Annotated in this window: 15 protein-coding genes and 1 rRNA gene; 8 read left to right on the top strand and 8 right to left on the bottom strand. The window is 69.6% G+C overall.

Features of this window, described 5'->3' with window-relative positions; genetic code table 11:
- The first annotated feature begins 94 nt into the window (after positions 1-94).
- Positions 95-733: a sortase domain-containing protein gene (locus tag ACZ7LS_RS24550; RefSeq protein WP_382523755.1), complete on the top strand. Its 639-nt coding sequence runs from the start codon at positions 95-97 to the stop codon at positions 731-733.
- 111 nt (positions 734-844) lie between these two features.
- Here ACZ7LS_RS24550 and ACZ7LS_RS24545 read toward each other — a convergent pair whose 3' ends face one another.
- The 5 genes from ACZ7LS_RS24545 to ACZ7LS_RS24525 form a co-directional block, all read right to left on the bottom strand.
- The gene (locus ACZ7LS_RS24545; protein ID WP_382523752.1) at positions 845-1,579 is read right to left on the bottom strand and encodes a phosphatase PAP2 family protein; all 735 of its coding nucleotides are present in this window, start codon (positions 1,577-1,579) and stop codon (positions 845-847) included.
- A gap of 296 nt (positions 1,580-1,875) precedes the next feature.
- Complete coding sequence (locus ACZ7LS_RS24540; protein ID WP_382523749.1) at positions 1,876-2,904, bottom strand: C40 family peptidase; 1,029 nt, start codon at positions 2,902-2,904, stop codon at positions 1,876-1,878.
- Positions 2,905-2,966: 62 nt separating this feature from the next.
- Complete coding sequence (locus ACZ7LS_RS24535) at positions 2,967-3,446, bottom strand: hypothetical protein (RefSeq protein WP_385136825.1); 480 nt, start codon at positions 3,444-3,446, stop codon at positions 2,967-2,969.
- A 104-nt stretch (positions 3,447-3,550) separates the two neighbouring features.
- Positions 3,551-5,428: an alpha/beta hydrolase gene (locus ACZ7LS_RS24530; RefSeq protein ID WP_385136823.1), complete on the bottom strand. Its 1,878-nt coding sequence runs from the start codon at positions 5,426-5,428 to the stop codon at positions 3,551-3,553.
- A gap of 38 nt (positions 5,429-5,466) precedes the next feature.
- Positions 5,467-5,772, bottom strand: coding sequence for a hypothetical protein (locus ACZ7LS_RS24525; protein ID WP_382667165.1), 306 nt, complete (start codon positions 5,770-5,772; stop codon positions 5,467-5,469).
- A gap of 664 nt (positions 5,773-6,436) precedes the next feature.
- On the opposite strand from ACZ7LS_RS24525, the gene ACZ7LS_RS24520 reads away from it, so the two are divergent.
- From ACZ7LS_RS24520 to ACZ7LS_RS24495, 6 genes are all read left to right on the top strand, one after another.
- Complete coding sequence (locus ACZ7LS_RS24520) at positions 6,437-6,745, top strand: hypothetical protein (protein WP_030353484.1); 309 nt, start codon at positions 6,437-6,439, stop codon at positions 6,743-6,745.
- Between the two features lie 287 nt (positions 6,746-7,032).
- Positions 7,033-7,887: a hypothetical protein gene (locus tag ACZ7LS_RS24515; protein WP_382872275.1), complete on the top strand. Its 855-nt coding sequence runs from the start codon at positions 7,033-7,035 to the stop codon at positions 7,885-7,887.
- On the top strand, positions 7,877-9,241 hold the full coding sequence (locus ACZ7LS_RS24510; protein ID WP_385136821.1) for a hypothetical protein: 1,365 nt from the start codon (positions 7,877-7,879) through the stop codon (positions 9,239-9,241). The genes ACZ7LS_RS24515 and ACZ7LS_RS24510 overlap by 11 nt, the downstream gene beginning before the upstream one ends.
- On the top strand, positions 9,238-10,791 hold the full coding sequence (locus tag ACZ7LS_RS24505) for an SCO6880 family protein (protein WP_382523735.1): 1,554 nt from the start codon (positions 9,238-9,240) through the stop codon (positions 10,789-10,791). Before ACZ7LS_RS24510 ends, ACZ7LS_RS24505 begins: the two co-directional genes overlap by 4 nt.
- Positions 10,792-10,978: 187 nt before the next feature.
- Positions 10,979-12,427, top strand: coding sequence for an ATP-binding protein (locus ACZ7LS_RS24500; RefSeq protein ID WP_382523733.1), 1,449 nt, complete (start codon positions 10,979-10,981; stop codon positions 12,425-12,427).
- Positions 12,428-12,429: 2 nt separating this feature from the next.
- On the top strand, positions 12,430-14,139 hold the full coding sequence (locus tag ACZ7LS_RS24495; RefSeq protein ID WP_385136819.1) for a type IV secretory system conjugative DNA transfer family protein: 1,710 nt from the start codon (positions 12,430-12,432) through the stop codon (positions 14,137-14,139).
- Positions 14,140-14,247: 108 nt separating this feature from the next.
- Here ACZ7LS_RS24495 and ACZ7LS_RS24490 read toward each other — a convergent pair whose 3' ends face one another.
- Positions 14,248-14,886 (bottom strand): TetR/AcrR family transcriptional regulator, encoded by a 639-nt coding sequence (locus tag ACZ7LS_RS24490; protein ID WP_385136818.1) that lies wholly within the window; start codon positions 14,884-14,886, stop codon positions 14,248-14,250.
- Positions 14,887-15,030: 144 nt separating this feature from the next.
- Here ACZ7LS_RS24490 and ACZ7LS_RS24485 point away from each other — a divergent pair, with 144 nt between their 5' ends.
- Positions 15,031-15,642, top strand: coding sequence for an NADPH-dependent FMN reductase (locus ACZ7LS_RS24485; protein ID WP_382881852.1), 612 nt, complete (start codon positions 15,031-15,033; stop codon positions 15,640-15,642).
- A 32-nt stretch (positions 15,643-15,674) separates the two neighbouring features.
- Here ACZ7LS_RS24485 and ACZ7LS_RS24480 read toward each other — a convergent pair whose 3' ends face one another.
- Together ACZ7LS_RS24480 and rrf are read right to left on the bottom strand one after the other, a co-directional pair.
- Entirely contained in the window at positions 15,675-16,241 is a 567-nt protein-coding gene (locus ACZ7LS_RS24480; protein ID WP_385136816.1) for a GNAT family N-acetyltransferase, read from the bottom strand.
- 124 nt (positions 16,242-16,365) lie between these two features.
- A 5S ribosomal RNA gene (gene rrf / locus ACZ7LS_RS24475) occupies positions 16,366-16,457 on the bottom strand; the annotation flags it as partial.

Here is a 16,457-nt window from a genome sequence, read left to right as displayed (position 1 = left end):
CGACGGCGGCACCGGCCGGCCGGCCGGTCCGAACGGACTGAACGGACTGAACGGACTGAACGGACCGAACGGACCGAACGGGCCGACCGGACCGGTGAAGCGGCCGGCCAGGACGATCAAGGTCCTCTTCGTCATAGCGGCCCTGTGCGCGACGGCCGCCGTCCTGCTGCATGTGTTCCCGCTCCGGCCCGCGCCACGGACACCGGCCCTTCGCGAACCGCGTACCGTCCAGGTCACGGACCCGCCGTCGGCCCCCGTACGACTGCGCATCCCGGCGCTCGGGGTGCGGGCGGAGGTCCTGCCGCTGGCACTCGACGACGAGGGCACGCTGGACGCACCGGGCTTCCGGAACGCGATGAAGGTCGGCTGGTTCGCACTGGGACCGCGCCCCGGAGAACGCGGCCCGGCGGTCCTGATCGGCCACCGGGACGCCCCGGCGAACCCCGGGTCCGTCCCGGTCCGCAACGGACGCGACAACATCAAGAACGCCGTCTTCGCGAAGCTGGGCCGACTGCGCCCCGGCGACGCGATCGAGACGGAGCTGGGCGACGGGCGGCGGCTGACGTTCCGGGTGACGGCTGTCGATACGTACCGTACGAAACGGTTCCCCACGGAACGGGTCTACGGTCCGGTGCCGACCCCGGAGCTACGGCTGATCACCTGCGGGGGAGTCATCGACGCCAATGGCCACTGGGACTCGAACGTGGTGGTCAGCGCGGTGGCCGACTTCTAGGCCACGTCCGGTATATGACATGAATCGGCTGAGCCGCTGAGTAGCCGGGCGGCTGAGCGGCCGGGCGACTGAGCGGCCGGGCGGCTGAGCGGCCGAGGGCTCATGACCGGCTCAGGCCGCGAGGTTGTTGTCGTCGGGGCGCGGCTCGGGGATACCGAGCGACCGCGTCCCGCCGACGGCCCCGGCGCCCGTGGCGGCGGCGAGATCCGCGTCGCGGGCGGCCCGCGCCCGTACGAACCACCCGACGCGCGGCGACCGGGAGATCGCCGACACCAGCGGGGTGAGCAGGGCGAGGGCGAGCGGGGTGAGCAGCAGCGCGACCGCCGTACCGAGGGCGAAGCCGCCGATGACATCGGTCGGGTAGTGGACCCCCATATAGACACGGGAGAAGCCCGCGAAGAGGGCCAGGCCGATCGCGACGAGCCCGAGCTTGCGGTGGGCGATGAAGATACCGACGGCGAGGGCCATCGCCATCGTGGAGTGGTCGCTGACGAACGAGTAGTCCGTCTTCCCCGCCACCAGGACCTCCAGGCCCTTGTGGTCCAGGAACGGTCGCGGCCGTTCGACGAAGCCCCGGATCGGGATATTGATCAACAGCGCGATCCCGGCGGCGAGCGGCGCCCAGACCAGCCCGGCGACGGCCGTGACCGAATCCTCCGCGGACCCGCGCCGACGCACGCTCCACCAGCCCCAGAGCCCGATGAGCACGAGCCCGAACATGATCCCGTACTCACCGACGAACTCCATCACGCGGTCGAACCACGTCGGGGCGTCCTTGGCGAGTCCGTTGATGTCGTAGAGCAGGCTGACGTCGGGGTTCGACCCATCCAGTACGAGTCCAGCCATCTGCCGCGGCCCCTTGCCTACTTGTCGCCCTGCCGCGCCACACCTTCGTGCGCGACGCCTCTACCAACCCCCGTGGTCAGTACGGAACATGCCGCGTGATCAGTACCGCGGCTGTCGTCCAGGGAACGGCCTGCGCGCCGCGTACGTTCCTCTCTCCACCGAACGATCACCATGACGTTATCGAAGAGTGACACATAGTCGCAGCTCAGGGCGGCGACCGGACGGAGAGTTCCGGCCACGGCCGCTGTCGGACCCGCCGTCCCACCGGCCCTCCGGAGCCGGTCGGCCGGCCGGAGTCAGGCGGCCGGCCGGCTCGGGGGCAGGTCGGTGGGCAGCGATTTCGCGCCGTCCTCGGTGACGCGGGTGGCCCCGAAGTAGTCGGGGGTGTCGATCTTGTCGAACCGGATGACGGCGCCCGTATACGGCGCGTTGATCATGTAGCCGCCGCCCACGTACAGCCCCACATGCCGGATCGCCCGCGAATTGGTGAGATCGTCCGAGAAGAACACGAGGTCACCGGGGAGCAGCTCGTCCCGCGAGGGATGCTCGCCGGCGTTGTACTGATCATTGGCCACTCGCGGCAGCTCGATCCCCACGGTCCGGTACGCGGCCTGCGTCAGCCCGGAACAGTCGAACCGGCCACCCTGCTCGGGGGTCCCGTTCCCACCCCAGAGGTAGGGCGTGCCCAGCTTCTGCTGAGCGAAGTAGATGGCCGCGGCGGCCTGCTTCGAGGGCTCGACCCGCCCGATGGGCCTGGCGAAGCTCTTCTCCAGAGTCCGGATGATCTTGACGTAGTTCTGCGTCTCCCGGTACGGCGGCACACCGCCGTACTTGATGACGGCGTACGCCCCTGCGTTGTACGCCGCGAGCATGTTGCTGGTCTTGTCACCGGGCACGTCCTTGACGTATCCGGCCAGTTCGCAGTCGTACGAGGCGGCCGAGGGAATCGCGTCACGCGGATCCCAGATGTCCCGCTTCCCGTCCTTGTTCCCGTCGATCCCATGGGCCTCCCAGGTACCGGGGATGAACTGCCCGATGCCCTTGGCGTTGGCGGGACTCTGGGCGCTGGGATTCCAGCCGCTCTCCTGGTACAACTGCGCGGCGAGCAGCGCGGGGTTGATGGCGGGACAGAGATTGCCCCACTGCTGCACAAGCGGCTGATAGGCGGCGGGCACGGCCCCCTTCGCCAACCCCACAGCCCGCCCGCCCCCACCCACGCCCCCGACGAGCCCGGCGGCGGCGGAGTAGGTCCCAACGACGAGGAGAGCGACAAAACTCAACCCCAGCCCCCCGACAGCGGCCACGAGGAGCCATGTCTTACGCACCGTCACACACCCTCCGCGTCAGGGCCACTGTCGTGGGCCAGTGTAGGCGCGGAGGGGACGGATCAGGAGGCGGACGACGAGGACGTCGGAAGAGGCGCGTTGGATGACCAGAATTCGTCGTGGACGTCAGGACGTGGGATGGGACCGCCTGAGTAATCGGGGCCGTTGGGCCGCGAGGCGGGGGCAGCGACGGGGGACTCCTGCACGCAGGGGGTGGCGACCTCGAAGAACGCCTGCCCCTTTCCGGCGATGCTCAGCCGAAGCCCAAAGCCGTCGGGAGACTTGGCATAAATAGCGGGGAACTCCTGACTGCTGTTCACGGAGGTGATCGCGTACCCGCTCTTCTGCCAGAAGCGCTCAACCACCCCCAGGAATCCACCGCGCCTCTGCTCGGAAATAATGGTCATCACGGCGCGACGACGCGAAAGATCGCAACTTCCGACCGTGGTCTCTCCGTGAGTCCAGCGAACTTCGGGCCTGATGGCCACGAATGTTCCGTCAAGGATGGAATCCGCCCGTTCGGCAGCTTCCCGCATATTCATACCTAGCCCGCCTTCCCGCTCCGTGGGAGAACTCCCGAAAACGCCACAAGAAGCCAGCAGCAGACACGCGGCAGCAACCCCCAGCGCGTTTCGCAAAACTCTGCTCATCTCCATTCCTCGACTTGGATCCCCCTGGACTTACCAGAAACAATTTTCGCGATGTTGTCAGCCGACACCGGGTCCTTCTTCGGGCTGAAGTAATTCGAGTGTGCGGGCGTGAGCCCTTCGCCACCCACAACAGGAGCGGGGCCCTCACCGACCTTGAAGCGCTGAGCGCCGAAGTCCCTGTGTGCCGGATCCGTTCCGAACCAGACCTCTCCGTCGCGTGTCTGCGCATCTTGCGCGATGTAGCCGGCTGCTCCTCCGCCCAAGCCACCGACAACTGCCCCGACCGGGCCGGCCACAGCGCTCCCCACCACGGCCCCGCTGACGGCTCCGGTTGCCATGCCACGCACCTCGCTCCTCGCCGGAGTCAACGTCACGGGATCGTTCTCCGCCGCGCCCACATACACATGCTCTCTGCCCACACCCAACTCATCCGCGGACTTCGCGCCGGTCCCCGGACTGCCGAGCAGAATGATGTCGTCCGCCCCCGGCACACCCCCCGGCCGCTGCGCCGCCTGGCCGACCGTGAGCGATCCGTAGGAGTGGCCGACCGCCGTCACATGCGGATCATCGTTCTCGTTCGTCGCCGAGATGCCCGACATGAACTCGTTGTACGCGACCGCCCCGACCTGTGCCTGATCAGCGAACATCACATCCGTATTTCCGATGATGTCCGCGGCGGACAACTGAGGGGCGTCGTACCCGAGCCAAACGATCGAGGCACTCGAACGGTCATATTCCTGCGCCCCGATCGCCGTATCCCGCGCCCTCTTCATGTCGTTCTTCACGAAATCCTCGTCCAACGCCGTCCCCAGCCCCGGCACATACGCCGAAACATTCCGCGCCGTATCCGGATTCCCGTACGAGACAATGGCCCGCCCATTCCCCTCGTCCCCGATCCCCAGCAGATACATCGGCGGATTTCCCCCGGCCCGTAACTGCTCGTCGATCGCTCTCAGCCCCGCCAACCGCGTCCGCACCCGCTCGTCGTCACCGCCCCGCCCCTCGGCCCCTTCCAATCCTTCCAACCGCCCGATCAACAACCGCAGGTTGTCCCTGTTGGCCGCGTCCCGCACCTCCGCCGGGATCCCGTCCAAGTTCCCGATCTCCGCCGGGAAAACCGCCAGGTACTCCTCGCGCCGCTCCCGCGTCAGCCCGTCCCACCACGCCCTCCGCTCCGCGGGGGACCTGTCCGCCGGGATGGCCTCCCGCAGGTACTCGTCCGCCAGCCCGCGTACCGCGGTCGCGTCACCGCTCACGTCCGCCCACATGGCGTCGGTCACGCGCAGACCGTCGGGCGCCGTCAGCTTCCGCAGTGCGCGTGCGTACCGCGCGTCGATCTCTCTCGCCTCGGCGACCGCTCGCGCGATGGCGTCGGCGATCTCCTGGGCCCTCGCCGCATGGGGGTTCGGGCTCCTCAGTGCCTGCGGCGGGGCCAGCAGCGGCGGTGCCGCGCTGCCGGCGGCCGTCCCTCCCGGGAGCTTCTCCTTCGTCAGCGTGTTCTCGCCCGCCGCCGGATAGCTCACCGAACCGTCCTCATGGACCGTGAACTTCAGACCACGCGCGTCCTCCAGCGCCTCCCGCAGCCTCCGCTGAGGCGCCCTCAGCTCGGCGGCCAGGCTGTTCAGGGTCGTACGGACCAGTCCGCACTCGGTGTAGACGAACTGGAAGTTGTGGCTCAGTCCGCGCAGCCGTGCCACCGCCGCGTCCGCCGCCTCGCCCTCCTGCGTGGCGGCGAGACTCGCGACGAGCTGTTTGTCGATCCGGTCGCGTGCCGCGTCCGCCCGGTTGCTCGCCGTACCCCAGCCGTCGGCGGCCCCCTCCAGCGCCGAGCACCTCACCTCGCCCAACTGACTCCAGGTCAGCAACCCACCCACGGCCCCGGCCCCGCCCCCGGCCCCCTCAACGCCCCCGCTCACCGTCCACCACCACCGGCCGCCTTCGCCAAGGTCGCGGCGATCACCTCGTCGGTCTCACCCAAGTCCCTCGCGACCGCGCGCAGCTGCCCCGCCAGGCTCCCGCACTCCCCCATCGCCGCCTCGATGCGCCGCTCCCACGACCCGCGCACCGTGCGCAGCACCGCCGCGACGCCCAGGCCCTCCGTACCGGCGGCCAGCCCCTCGTGCGCGGCGGCGAACTCGGCTCGCACCGGGCCCATGTGCGTACGCAGCGCCTCGGCGGCCCCCGCCGCCCGGATCCAGGGCCCTCCGCTGTGCCTCAAGCCCGGACGATCGCCATCTCCGCCACCGCCATCTCCGCCACTGCCACCGCCGCCAACGCGCGGAGCCGGGACGCCCCCGGTCATATCGATCAGCCGCTGCCAGCTGTCCGAATACGTCGATCTCTCCGAGAACTCCCCGAACTCCTCATGTCCCGTCATGCCGCACACCCCTGTCCGTTCCTCAGCCCGGGATCTCGACGGCACTTTCCCAAAGCCGGACACAAAGGGATCCCGCACGGGAGCGCGGCTCCACAGGGCGTACGAGGGGTACGTACGGCGCGGACGCCTGCGGCCCAGGGCATCCGGCGGCCGGCCGGACAGCGCGGCGGCGGCGCCAAGTTCACTCGTACGGTGGGCGAGGAGCGGGAGCCGGACCGAGTCCGGGCCCAGCGGTTCGAGGCGTCCCGGACGTGCCGTGAACCACAAGGGTGTAACAACGACAGTCATTGCCCGGAGTCACGCTCCGTGATACACAGAGTAACCATACGCGTCTTCGCATACCCGATCCGTGACTGATCGGGGCACCGTCGTCGGTCATATGTGCGGGGATCGGGTAAAGAGAGCCGCCAAGCGGCTTACGAGGGCGGTTCCATCAGCGAAGATAGAGCGTGACCCGTGCCATGGGGGCTCGGGCGTGAACGACCCAACAGGGGCGGTGAGTTACATGTACCTGGCGGCCGAAAAGGGCGACATCACCACCATCATCGGTGGCATCGCCCCGAACTGGGGCCCTTTCGGGACACTTGGGAACGAGGCCCGGATCATGATCGAGGTCGTGATGGCGGTGGCCATCCTGCTCTGCCTCGGCATCGCGATCTGGGGCGCGGCCAAGCAGCGGATCGGAGCGACAGCGCTACGGGACACGTTCAGCGCTGAACAGGGCAAGGGCCTGATCGTCGCCGGACTCACCGGCGTCTTCATCATCGGCTCACTGGGCACACTCTTCACGATCGTGTACGGGATGGCCGTCTGACCCGCGTCCACCTCTCCCCAGCCCTCCGTCCGCCCTGTCCCTTCTCTCCCTTCGCCCTCGTCCCTCCCTCGTCTCTCCCTCTTCTCTCCCGTCCCGCCGGTCCGCACCGGGCGTGCCCGGGTTCACCCTCAACACCACCCGTCCGTCGCACCCACCGGCTGAGGTTGCGTCTCCCTGATGTCGAGTCACCACACCGCGCCCGCGCGGGAACCAGCACGGCTACCGTCGTACTACGCGGACACCGCGGGCACCGCGGAACCGCAAACGTCTGAGGGGGCGCACGCGGCATGAGCTTCGGCGACGAGCACGGCTACGGCGGCGACTCGGGCCGTACGGACGACGGCTTCGGCGGTACGGGCCAGACCCGTACCCGCCTGCCCGACGGCAGAAGCGGCGACATGTACGGCGGCCCACGCCGCCCGGCGCGCAGCTCGCGCTCGCTCATCACCGTGGTGGGCGTCGTGGTCCTGCTCATCGCCGCTATCGCGTTCGCGAACCGCGACGGCGGGGGTGGTACCTCCGCCGGCGGCAAGGGCGCGGCCGGACCGGGCGCGGACCCGACGACGGCGACGGGGGTGGAGCCGGTGACGGGGAAGAACGGGGAGATCCCCTCGGGTTTCGCGCGGAACGAGCAGGGGGCGGCGAGCGCGGCGGCGAACTACGCGGTGGCGCTCGGTTCCGACGGCATGTTCCACGCTGCCTCCCGGCAGGACATCATCCGCGCCACGCACGACCCCGCCACGGCCGAGGGTCTTCTGAGCGATCTCGACAGAGCCTACTCAGCTGCCTTCCTCGCGAACATCGGCCTCAATGAGGACGGCTCCACACCCGCGGGTCTCACCTTCGTATCAAGGTCCATGCCGGTCGGTACCAAGGTCACTGAGGTGAGTTCAGCCGCAGCGACCGTCGAAGTGTGGTCCACCGGGCTCGTGGGGCTCGCCGGCGAGGGCTCGACCAAGCCCGTGACCCAAACCTGGTTCACGATCACAGAGAAGCTCAAGTGGATCGACGGTGACTGGAAGATCACCTCCTCCAGCCAGACCGAAGGTCCCACACCGGTCAACGGCGACAACAGAGCCTCCAGCGCCGACGAGATCGCCAAGGCCGTTCAGGGATATGGAGGCTTCACCTATGCCCGGTAGCCGCCGTCTCAGCGCTTCCTCGCTCGCAGCGTCCGTGGCCGGTGCGTTCACGCTCCTCGTCGCTCTCGCCACACGCGCGTCCGCCGCGCCGACCCCTTCCCCCGCCCCGTCGCCCAGCTCCAGCGACAACCCGTGCGACCTCATCGTCGGGCTGGCCAAGGACTACTGCGAAGACGGCGAGAGGGCAGCCGGCGCCCCGCGCAGTGGCACCTCCGACCCAGCCGGCGCCCTCGACCCCCTCTCCTCCCTCGCCCGCGGCTGCGCCGACGCCGCCGCCTGGATCGTCGGGAAGCTCAGCGACGCCGTCAAAGAGACCGCCAACGTCGACTTCACCAACCCGTCCTTCCTCCGCCAGTACGCCGTCGTCTTCGCCGCCTCCACCGTCCTCACCCTCGTCCTCTGGCTCCTCGCCGTCGCCAAGCGCGCCATCCGCGGCGTGCCCCTCGCCACCGCGATCTCCGAGGCCATCGGCTTCCTCTGGCTGACGGTCCTGGCCTCCGCCTTCACCCCGCTCATCCTCTTCACGATCGTCTCCGCGACCGACGGCGTCACCCAGGTCGTCTCCAGTTCCACCGGCGGCCAGACCGACGTCTTCTTCGGCGGCTTCGCCGAGGCCCTCAAGAAGGGCGACGACATCGGCGGCGGCCCGATCATGCTGATCGTCGTCTCGCTCGTGTCGATCCTCGCCGCCGGTGTGCTCTGGCTGGAGCTGGTGATCAGGGCAGCGCTCCTGTACGTGGGGGCGCTCCTCGGCACCGTCGTCTACGCCGGGCTCGTCGACAAGAACATGTGGGGGCATGTCCGCCGCTGGGCCGGGATCATGATCGCCGTCATCATGGTCAAGCCCGTCATCGTGATCGTCCTCGGTCTCGCCGGGGCGCTCTCCGCCGACAGCGGACCCGACGCGGTCTCCGCCGTCGTGTCCGGTCTCGCCATCATCCTGCTGGCGATCTTCGCCTCCGCGATGATCTACCGCTTCGTGCCCGGCTTCGGCGACGAGATCGCCTCTTCCCGTTCCAACCGGAAGCAGGCCACGGACGGCTCCCAGGCCGCCGCCCTCATCAGCTCCCCCGCCGCTCTCGTCTCGCAGGGCATCAAGACCCACAGCAGCCGCAGCCACCAGCAGGGCGACGGAAGCGGAGGCGGCGGCGGAGGCGGCCGTCCCTCCAGCGGCATCTCCGGCGGCGTCGCCGCGCACAGTTCGCGCGGCTCCTCGTCCGGCGGCGGTGGCGGCGGGGCCGTCCCGTCCCCCGCGCCCCCGCCCCGCGGCGGAGGCGGCCCGACCAGCGGCACCCCGCACGGCTCACGCGGCACCGGTAACGGCAACAACAGCACAGGAGGTAGAGGGCGTTGACGACCCAGTCACCACCGATCGCGCCCCGTCGTACGTATCTCATCGGCCGTGCCAGGCCGAACGCGATCGTCGGCAAGAACCGCGAGACCGGCGAGATCGCCCTGATCATCGCCGGGGCCTTCGTCGGCATGATGTGCGGCCTGCTGGTCCCCGTCCTGTCCGTACGGATCGCGACGCTGACGGGGTTCCCGCTCCTCGCGCTCGCCGCCGTGTACGTGCCGTACAAGCACCGCACGTTCTACAAGTGGTTCGAGATCAACCGCAGCTACAAGCGCAGCCTGCGCCGCGGCACGGCCTACCGCTCCGCCGCCATGGAAGCCGGTACGAGCCTGGACGGCCGCGAGGTCGAGGTCGGCCCGCCCCCCGGCATCGGCCGTATCAACTGGCTGGCGGCGCCCTTCGGCCCGGACGAGATCGCCGTCCTGCTGCACGCCGACCGCCGGACCGTCACCGCCGCCATCGAGATCGAGGGCCCCGGCGTCGGGCTGCGCGACAGCGAGGACCAGGAGGCCCTCGTCGACCGCTTCGGCACGCTCCTCAAGCATGTCGCCAACGGCGACGGCTTCGTCACCCGGCTCCAGATGCTCGCCCGTACGCTGCCCGCCGACCCCGACGCGCACGAGAAGGACGTGGCCCAGCGCGGCGACTCCTCCTCCCCCGGCTGGCTCCGGGATTCGTACGACCAGCTCCAGTCGATGGTCTCCACCTCCAGCGAGCAGCACCGCGCGTATCTCGTCGCGTGCATGCACTACACCCGCGAACTGGCCGCCGAGGGCCAGGCCATGGCCCGCGCCGCCCGCCAGGCCGGCGGTACGAAGAAGCTCGACCGGGACGCGGGCCTCGCCGTCGTCATGGCCCGTGAGCTGACCGACATCTGCGCCCGGCTCGCCGAGGCGGACATCCGCGTACGCCAGCCGCTCGGCCAGGGCCGGCTGTCCTCCCTCGTGCACTCGATGTACGACCCCGACCACCCCATCGACCACATCCAGGCCATGACGAAACGAAACGCCTGGCCCGCCGAGCTGGACGCGATGGAGCCGACGTACCTCCAGGCCAAGACGCGCGAGTCGTCCACCCGCGCGCCCTGGTGCCACTCCACCGCCTGGGTCAAGGAGTGGCCGATGACCCCGGTCGGCGTGAACTTCCTGGCCCCGCTGCTCGTCCACACCCCCGATGTGATCCGTACGGTCTCGGTCACCATGGACCTCGAACCGACCGAGATCGCCATCGAGCGGATGCTGACGGAGAAGACGAACGACGACGCGGAGGCGAGCCGCGCCGCGAAGATGAACCGCACCGTCGACCCGCGCGACATCGCCGCGCACGGCCGGCTGGACCAGCGGGGTGAAGATCTCGCCAGCGGCGCGGCGGGGGTCAACCTCGTCGGGTACATCACAGTGTCGTCCAGGTCGCCCGAGGCCCTGGCCAGGGACAAGCGGACGATCAGGGCGTCCGCCGGCAAGTCGTATCTGAAACTGGAATGGTGCGACCGCGAGCACCACCGCGCTTTTGTGAACACCCTGCCGTTCGCGACCGGCATCCGCCGTTAGCCCGGCTCAACGCCACCGACCGAGCGATACCGTCACCGTCACGTTCACCGTCACCGTCACCGTCACCGTCAAGATCACCATCACGATCACGATCACGATCACCGACTCTGACACCGATACCGATACCGATACCGATACCGCCGACAACCGATACCGCCGATAGCCGACGAGCCGAAAGGGGCCTGTGGTGCGCGATCCGCTGTCCGTCCTCACGGATGCCTTCACCAGCTTCCTCTTCGGGAAGGTGGAGACGACCCGGCTGCCCGTCCGTACGTCAACGGGCCAGGCCCAGGCCGTCTATCTGCCCACCGCCGCCCCCGGCCTCGGTGACTCCGGCGTGATCATCGGCCGCGAGGTCTACAGCGGCAAGGGATACATCTACGACCCCTTCCAGCTGTACGGGCAGCAGCTCCCCGCCCCGCACTGGCTCGTCCTCGGCGAGTCCGGCAACGGCAAGTCGGCGCTGGAGAAGACGTACGTCCTGCGCCAACTGCGCTTCCGCGACCGCCAGGTCGTCGTCCTGGACGCCCAGGGCGAGGACGGCGCGGGCGAGTGGAACCTCATCGCCCAGGAGCTGGGTATAACCCCCATCCGGCTCGACGCGATGGCGGCCCTGGACGACGGCATCCGGCTCAACCCCCTCGACCCGGCGATCACCACCACCGGGCAGCTCGCCCTGCTCCGTACGATCATCGAAGTCGCCATGGGCCACGGCCTGGACGAGCGCTCCGGCTTCGCGCTCAAGGTCGCGCACGCCTATGTGAACGAGACGATCACCAACCGCCAGCCCGTGCTGATGGACATCGTCGAGCAACTGCGCCACCCGGAGCCCGAGTCGGCCGAGGCCATGAACGTCGACCTGGACGACGTACGGGCCTGGGGCCTGGACGTCGCGCTGGTCCTCGACCGGCTGGTCGACGGCGACCTGCGAGGCATGTTCGACGGACCGACGACCGTCGGGATCGATCTGGACGCCCCGCTGATCGTCTTCGACCTCTCGCACATCGACCGCAACTCGATCGCGATGCCGATCCTGATGGCGATCGTGGGCGTCTGGCTGGAGCACACCTGGATCCGCCCCGACCGCAGGAAGCGCATCTTCCTGGTCGAAGAGGCCTGGCACATCATCAACTCCCCGTTCGTCGCCCAGCTCTTCCAGCGGCTGCTGAAGTTCGGCCGACGGCTCGGTCTGTCGTTCGTGGCGGTGGTCCACCATCTCTCCGACGTGGTCGACGGCGCGGCGGCCCGGGAGGCCGCGGCCATCCTCAAGATGGCGTCGACCCGGACGATCTACGCCCAGAAGGCGGACGAGGCGAGAGCGACGGGCCGGGTGCTGGGCCTGCCCCGGTGGGCGGTGGAGATCATTCCGACCCTCACCCCCGGTATCGCGGTCTGGGACGTCAACGGCAACGTCCAGGTCGTCAAGCATCTGGTGACGGAAGCGGAACGGCCCCTGGTCTTCACCGACCGGGCCATGACCGAGAACTCCCAGGAATCGGACGCCGCTGACGCCCTGGAACTGGAAGGCAGACTGCCGGACGACATGCGGGCCGCGGAGTGGGAGGCGGAACAGCGGGCGGCCCTCCTGGAGAGGCAACGGCGGTTGAACGAGTCCTCCGAGTCGACGGTGGCGTGACCATGCCGCGCCACCACGACGGCCAGCGCCACCACGACGGCCAGCACTACCAGGGCGGTCAGCACTACCAGGGCGGCGCCCGGGGCGGGATCCCCGACGGACTGCTGGTGGGCCTGCTCGGTTTCCTGCTCGGGCTGGCGCTGCTGACCTGGACGGCGACCGGACTCGCGGGTCTGTTCACCCACGGCGCCTGGCCCCAGGGGGTGACCTTTACGCGTACGCCGCTGGCGATACGTCAACTCGCCCAGGCGCCACACGACATCGCGGGCGCCTGGCCGGACACCCCGCCCGGCGAACTGTCCGGGTACGGCCTGTTCTGGGGCCTGCTGATCAGTCAGATGATGGTGCTGGTCGTGCTCACGGTGTTCGTGCTGGGCGTGATGGCCCGCTACCGCATGGTGCGAGCGCGCCGACGGGCGACCGTACCGACGCCGCCCCCGGCGCCGAACCAGGCACAGAGCCAGGCACAGAGCCAGGCACCGAGCCGGACACCGGCGCTGAGCAAGGACCCGTACCCGCCGGACGCCGCGACGACAGCCGCACCCGCAGTTCCCCAGCCGTCACCAGCGCCTGCACCTGCACCTGCACCTGCACCTGCGCACGTACCGGTTCCGGCGCAGGCTCAGGCTCAGGCACCGACCGCCGCCGCGGCACCTGCCCCCGTAGAAACCGCCGTGCCCACCCCCGCACCGACACCCACGCCGGCACCTACGCCGGCACCCACGCCCATCGCCCCGCCCGCTCCCGCACACGCCGCTGCCGTGCCGGCCCCTCGCGTGCGATACGGCGCCCCTCTCACCCGCCGCCCGGCCGCCGTCCAGGCCGTCCTGGAGGCCGCGGGCCCCGCCCTCGTCATCACCTCCGACCCGACCGTGTGGGCCGAGACCAAGGACGCGCGGGCCAAGCTCGGCCCCGTCCTCGTCTACGACCCCGGCCATCTCTGCGACACCCCGGCCCGGCTCCATTGGTCCCCCACCGCGGGATGCGACGACGCCACCACCGCCGCCGCCCGCGCCACCGCGCTGCTCTCCCCCGTACGCCCGCACGCCCTGCTCGACGCCGCCATGGCAGACACGGCGGAGACGCTCCTGCGCTGCTGGCTGCACGCCGCCGCGGTGGAGTCGAGGCCGTTCAAACAGGTGCACCGCTGGGCGCAGGGCGGGAGCGCCCATGAGGCCGTGCGGATCCTCCGTACCCACCCCAAGGCCGCCTCCGGTCTCGCGGGTCTGCTGGAGTCCGCGCTCACCGCGCATCCCGAACGCCGCGAGGTCTCCCAGCAGTTGACGGCCCGTGCGCTGTCGTCGCTCTCCTCGATCCATATCCGCGACTCCTGCACACCGAACCGAACCGATTCCCTCGCGCTGGATTCTTTTGTGAACGAGGGGGGCACTCTGTATGTGGTGGGCGAGCCGATCGAAGATCCGCGCTCCCGCCCGGGTGCGATGCCTCTGCTCACCGCACTCGCCTCGAACGTGGTCGAGCACGGCCGCCGCATGGCCGCACGGTCATCTGACGGTCGGCTCGACCCACCAATGACCTGTGTCCTGGACGATGTCGCCGCCGTGGCCCCGCTGCCCCAGCTTCCGGAGCTGCTCTCCACCGGCCATGACCGCGGGCTGCCGACTCTGGCCCTGCTCCGGTCGCGGCAGCAGGGCCTGGACCGCTGGCCGCGCTGTGAGCTGCCGGTTCCCGACAGCGCCAACAGCGCCTGAGGGTACGGAAAGCCCACCGGCCCGCACACAGGCACGGCGCAGGCACGGCGCAGGACCGCACAGAGGCACACAGGACGCCGTGGGGCCTCCACCGGCCCCCGCACACGCTCAGGAAGGCCCGTACACCTTCAGGAAAGCCCACACCCCGCTCGCCACGAACGTCTCCACCTCGGCCGCGCCCAGCCGCACGGCGCCGAAGAACGACTCCAACGTGATGCCGCCGATGAGCAGGCTCAGATGTCGTGCCGCGGCATCGGCGTCGTCGATGTCGAACACCCCCTGAGCGGCGAGCACGCGCAGCCGATCCGCGAGATCGGCGCGTACCGCCCGCGGCCCGACGCGCTGCCACTCCTCGATCACATCGGCCGGCATCCGCGGCCCCTCGGTGATGATCTGGCGTACGAGCGCGAAGTGTTCGGGGTGCTTGGAGTTCTGGCAGACCCATTCGCGCCCGAGGGCCAGCAGGTCCGCCTCGATGTCGGCGGATCTCCCGAAGTGCCGGAAGTGCCGCTCGAAGAGGTCCGTGGAGGCGGCCGTCACGGAAGCGGCGCTCTCCAGGAAGACCGCGCGGAAGAGCTCTTCCTTGTCGGTGAAGTGGTTGTAGATGGTGCGCGTGGAGACACCCGCCTCGGCGGCGATCGCGTCGACGCTCGCCCGCGTGTACCCCTCGCGCCCGAAGACCGTACGCGCGCCACGCTCGATGGCCTGCCGCTTCTCCAACAGCCCCTTGCGCGGCGGCTTTACCACCGGCTTCCGCTCTCGATCTCCGCTCGCCACGGTGGGTACGCCCTCCTCAGAAGTTACAACGATCGTTGCAGTGTTTGCCATACACGTTGTACTTTACCTTCGGTCGCCCTGCCTCGACCACAGCGCCCGTTGAGGAGCAACGCCATGTCCACTCTGTCCACCATGTCCATCCAGCCGGCCGACCCGATACGGCTCGTCGTCATCATCGGCAGCACCCGCGAGGGCCGTCTCGGCCCTACCGTCGGCCATTGGTTCACCACCCTGGCCGCCGGCCACGGCAGCACCGAGGTCGACCTCATCGACCTCGCCGACACCGAACTCCCCGCCGTCCACCCCAACTGGGGTACGGAACCCACCCCGGCCCTGGCCGAACTGTCCGCCCGCCTCGGCGCGGCCGACGCGTTCGTCGTCGTGACACCCGAGTACAACCACAGCTTCCCGGCGGTCCTGAAGCACTTCATCGACCTCCACCGCAAGGAGTGGCGGGCCAAGCCGGTCGGCTTCGTCTCGTACGGGGGCGTGGGTGGCGGGCTGCGCAGCGTCGAACAACTGCGGCTTGTCTTCGCCGAGCTGCACAGCACGACCGTGCGCGAGACCGTCAGCTTCCACAAGGTCACGAGCGATGTCTTCGCCCCTGACGGCATGGCCCATGACCCGGAGGGCGCGGCCGGCGCAGCCAAGGCGATGCTCGACCAACTCGACTGGTGGGCCCGCGCTCTGCGAACGGCGCGGACGGAGCACCCGTACAGCGCTTGACGACGCACCCGCCCTCTCCAGGAGGAGCAGCCTCAGGGGCGGTCGATCGCCAGCTCCAGTTCGTTCCCGGCGGTGACGGAAGGACTGCCCTCCAGCGGCAGGGAAACGCCGGTCGGTACGAATCCCAGCTTGCGGTAGGCGGCCCGCGCCCGCGGATTGCCCTCGTGGACATGGAGCCGGACCCGCGCGAGCCACGGCTCCTCCAGCGACCAGGCCCAGTCGAGCGTGGCATCGACCAGCGCCCCGAGCAGTCCGATACCGCGCTGCTCGGGGCGTACGAACACCCCGACGAGATGCCCCTGCGCCCGCTCGGACGTGGCCCCCATGAAGACCGTGCTGCCGGCCTCCTCGATCAGTAGCGTCACCGTGCCCGACCATGTCCCGTCCGGCGCCTCTGCGATGAACTGCACCGTCCTGCCCCCATGGCCTGGCGCTGCCCCGGCCACCCGCGCCTGCCAGAAGGAATCGGGCTGTGCGAGGGCTCCCTCGTACGTCTCCAGGAAAGCGACCGGCGCGGCGGGGTCCTGGAGCGCGGCGAGACGGATGTCCTTGGCCTTGGCCCATTCGTCGGGCCGTACGGCACGAATCACATGGTTCATCCACCGATCCTCCGCGCCACGCGCCCTCTCACGCAACGAGATATCACCCGTGGCACCCCACGAAACTTCCGTAGAACGCAGAAATGCCCCGCGCCGAAAGGCGCGGGGCATTCCCCTAAAAATTGTTCGGCGGCGTCCTACTCTCCCACAGGGTCCCCCCTGCAGTACCATCGGCGCTGTGAGGCTTAGCTTCCGGGTTCGGAATGTAACCGGGCG

This window comes from Streptomyces sp. NPDC039430, assembly GCF_055639435.1.
The sequence above is the reverse complement of the archived record's forward strand: the minus strand, read 5'-3'. Positions and strand labels throughout refer to the sequence as shown.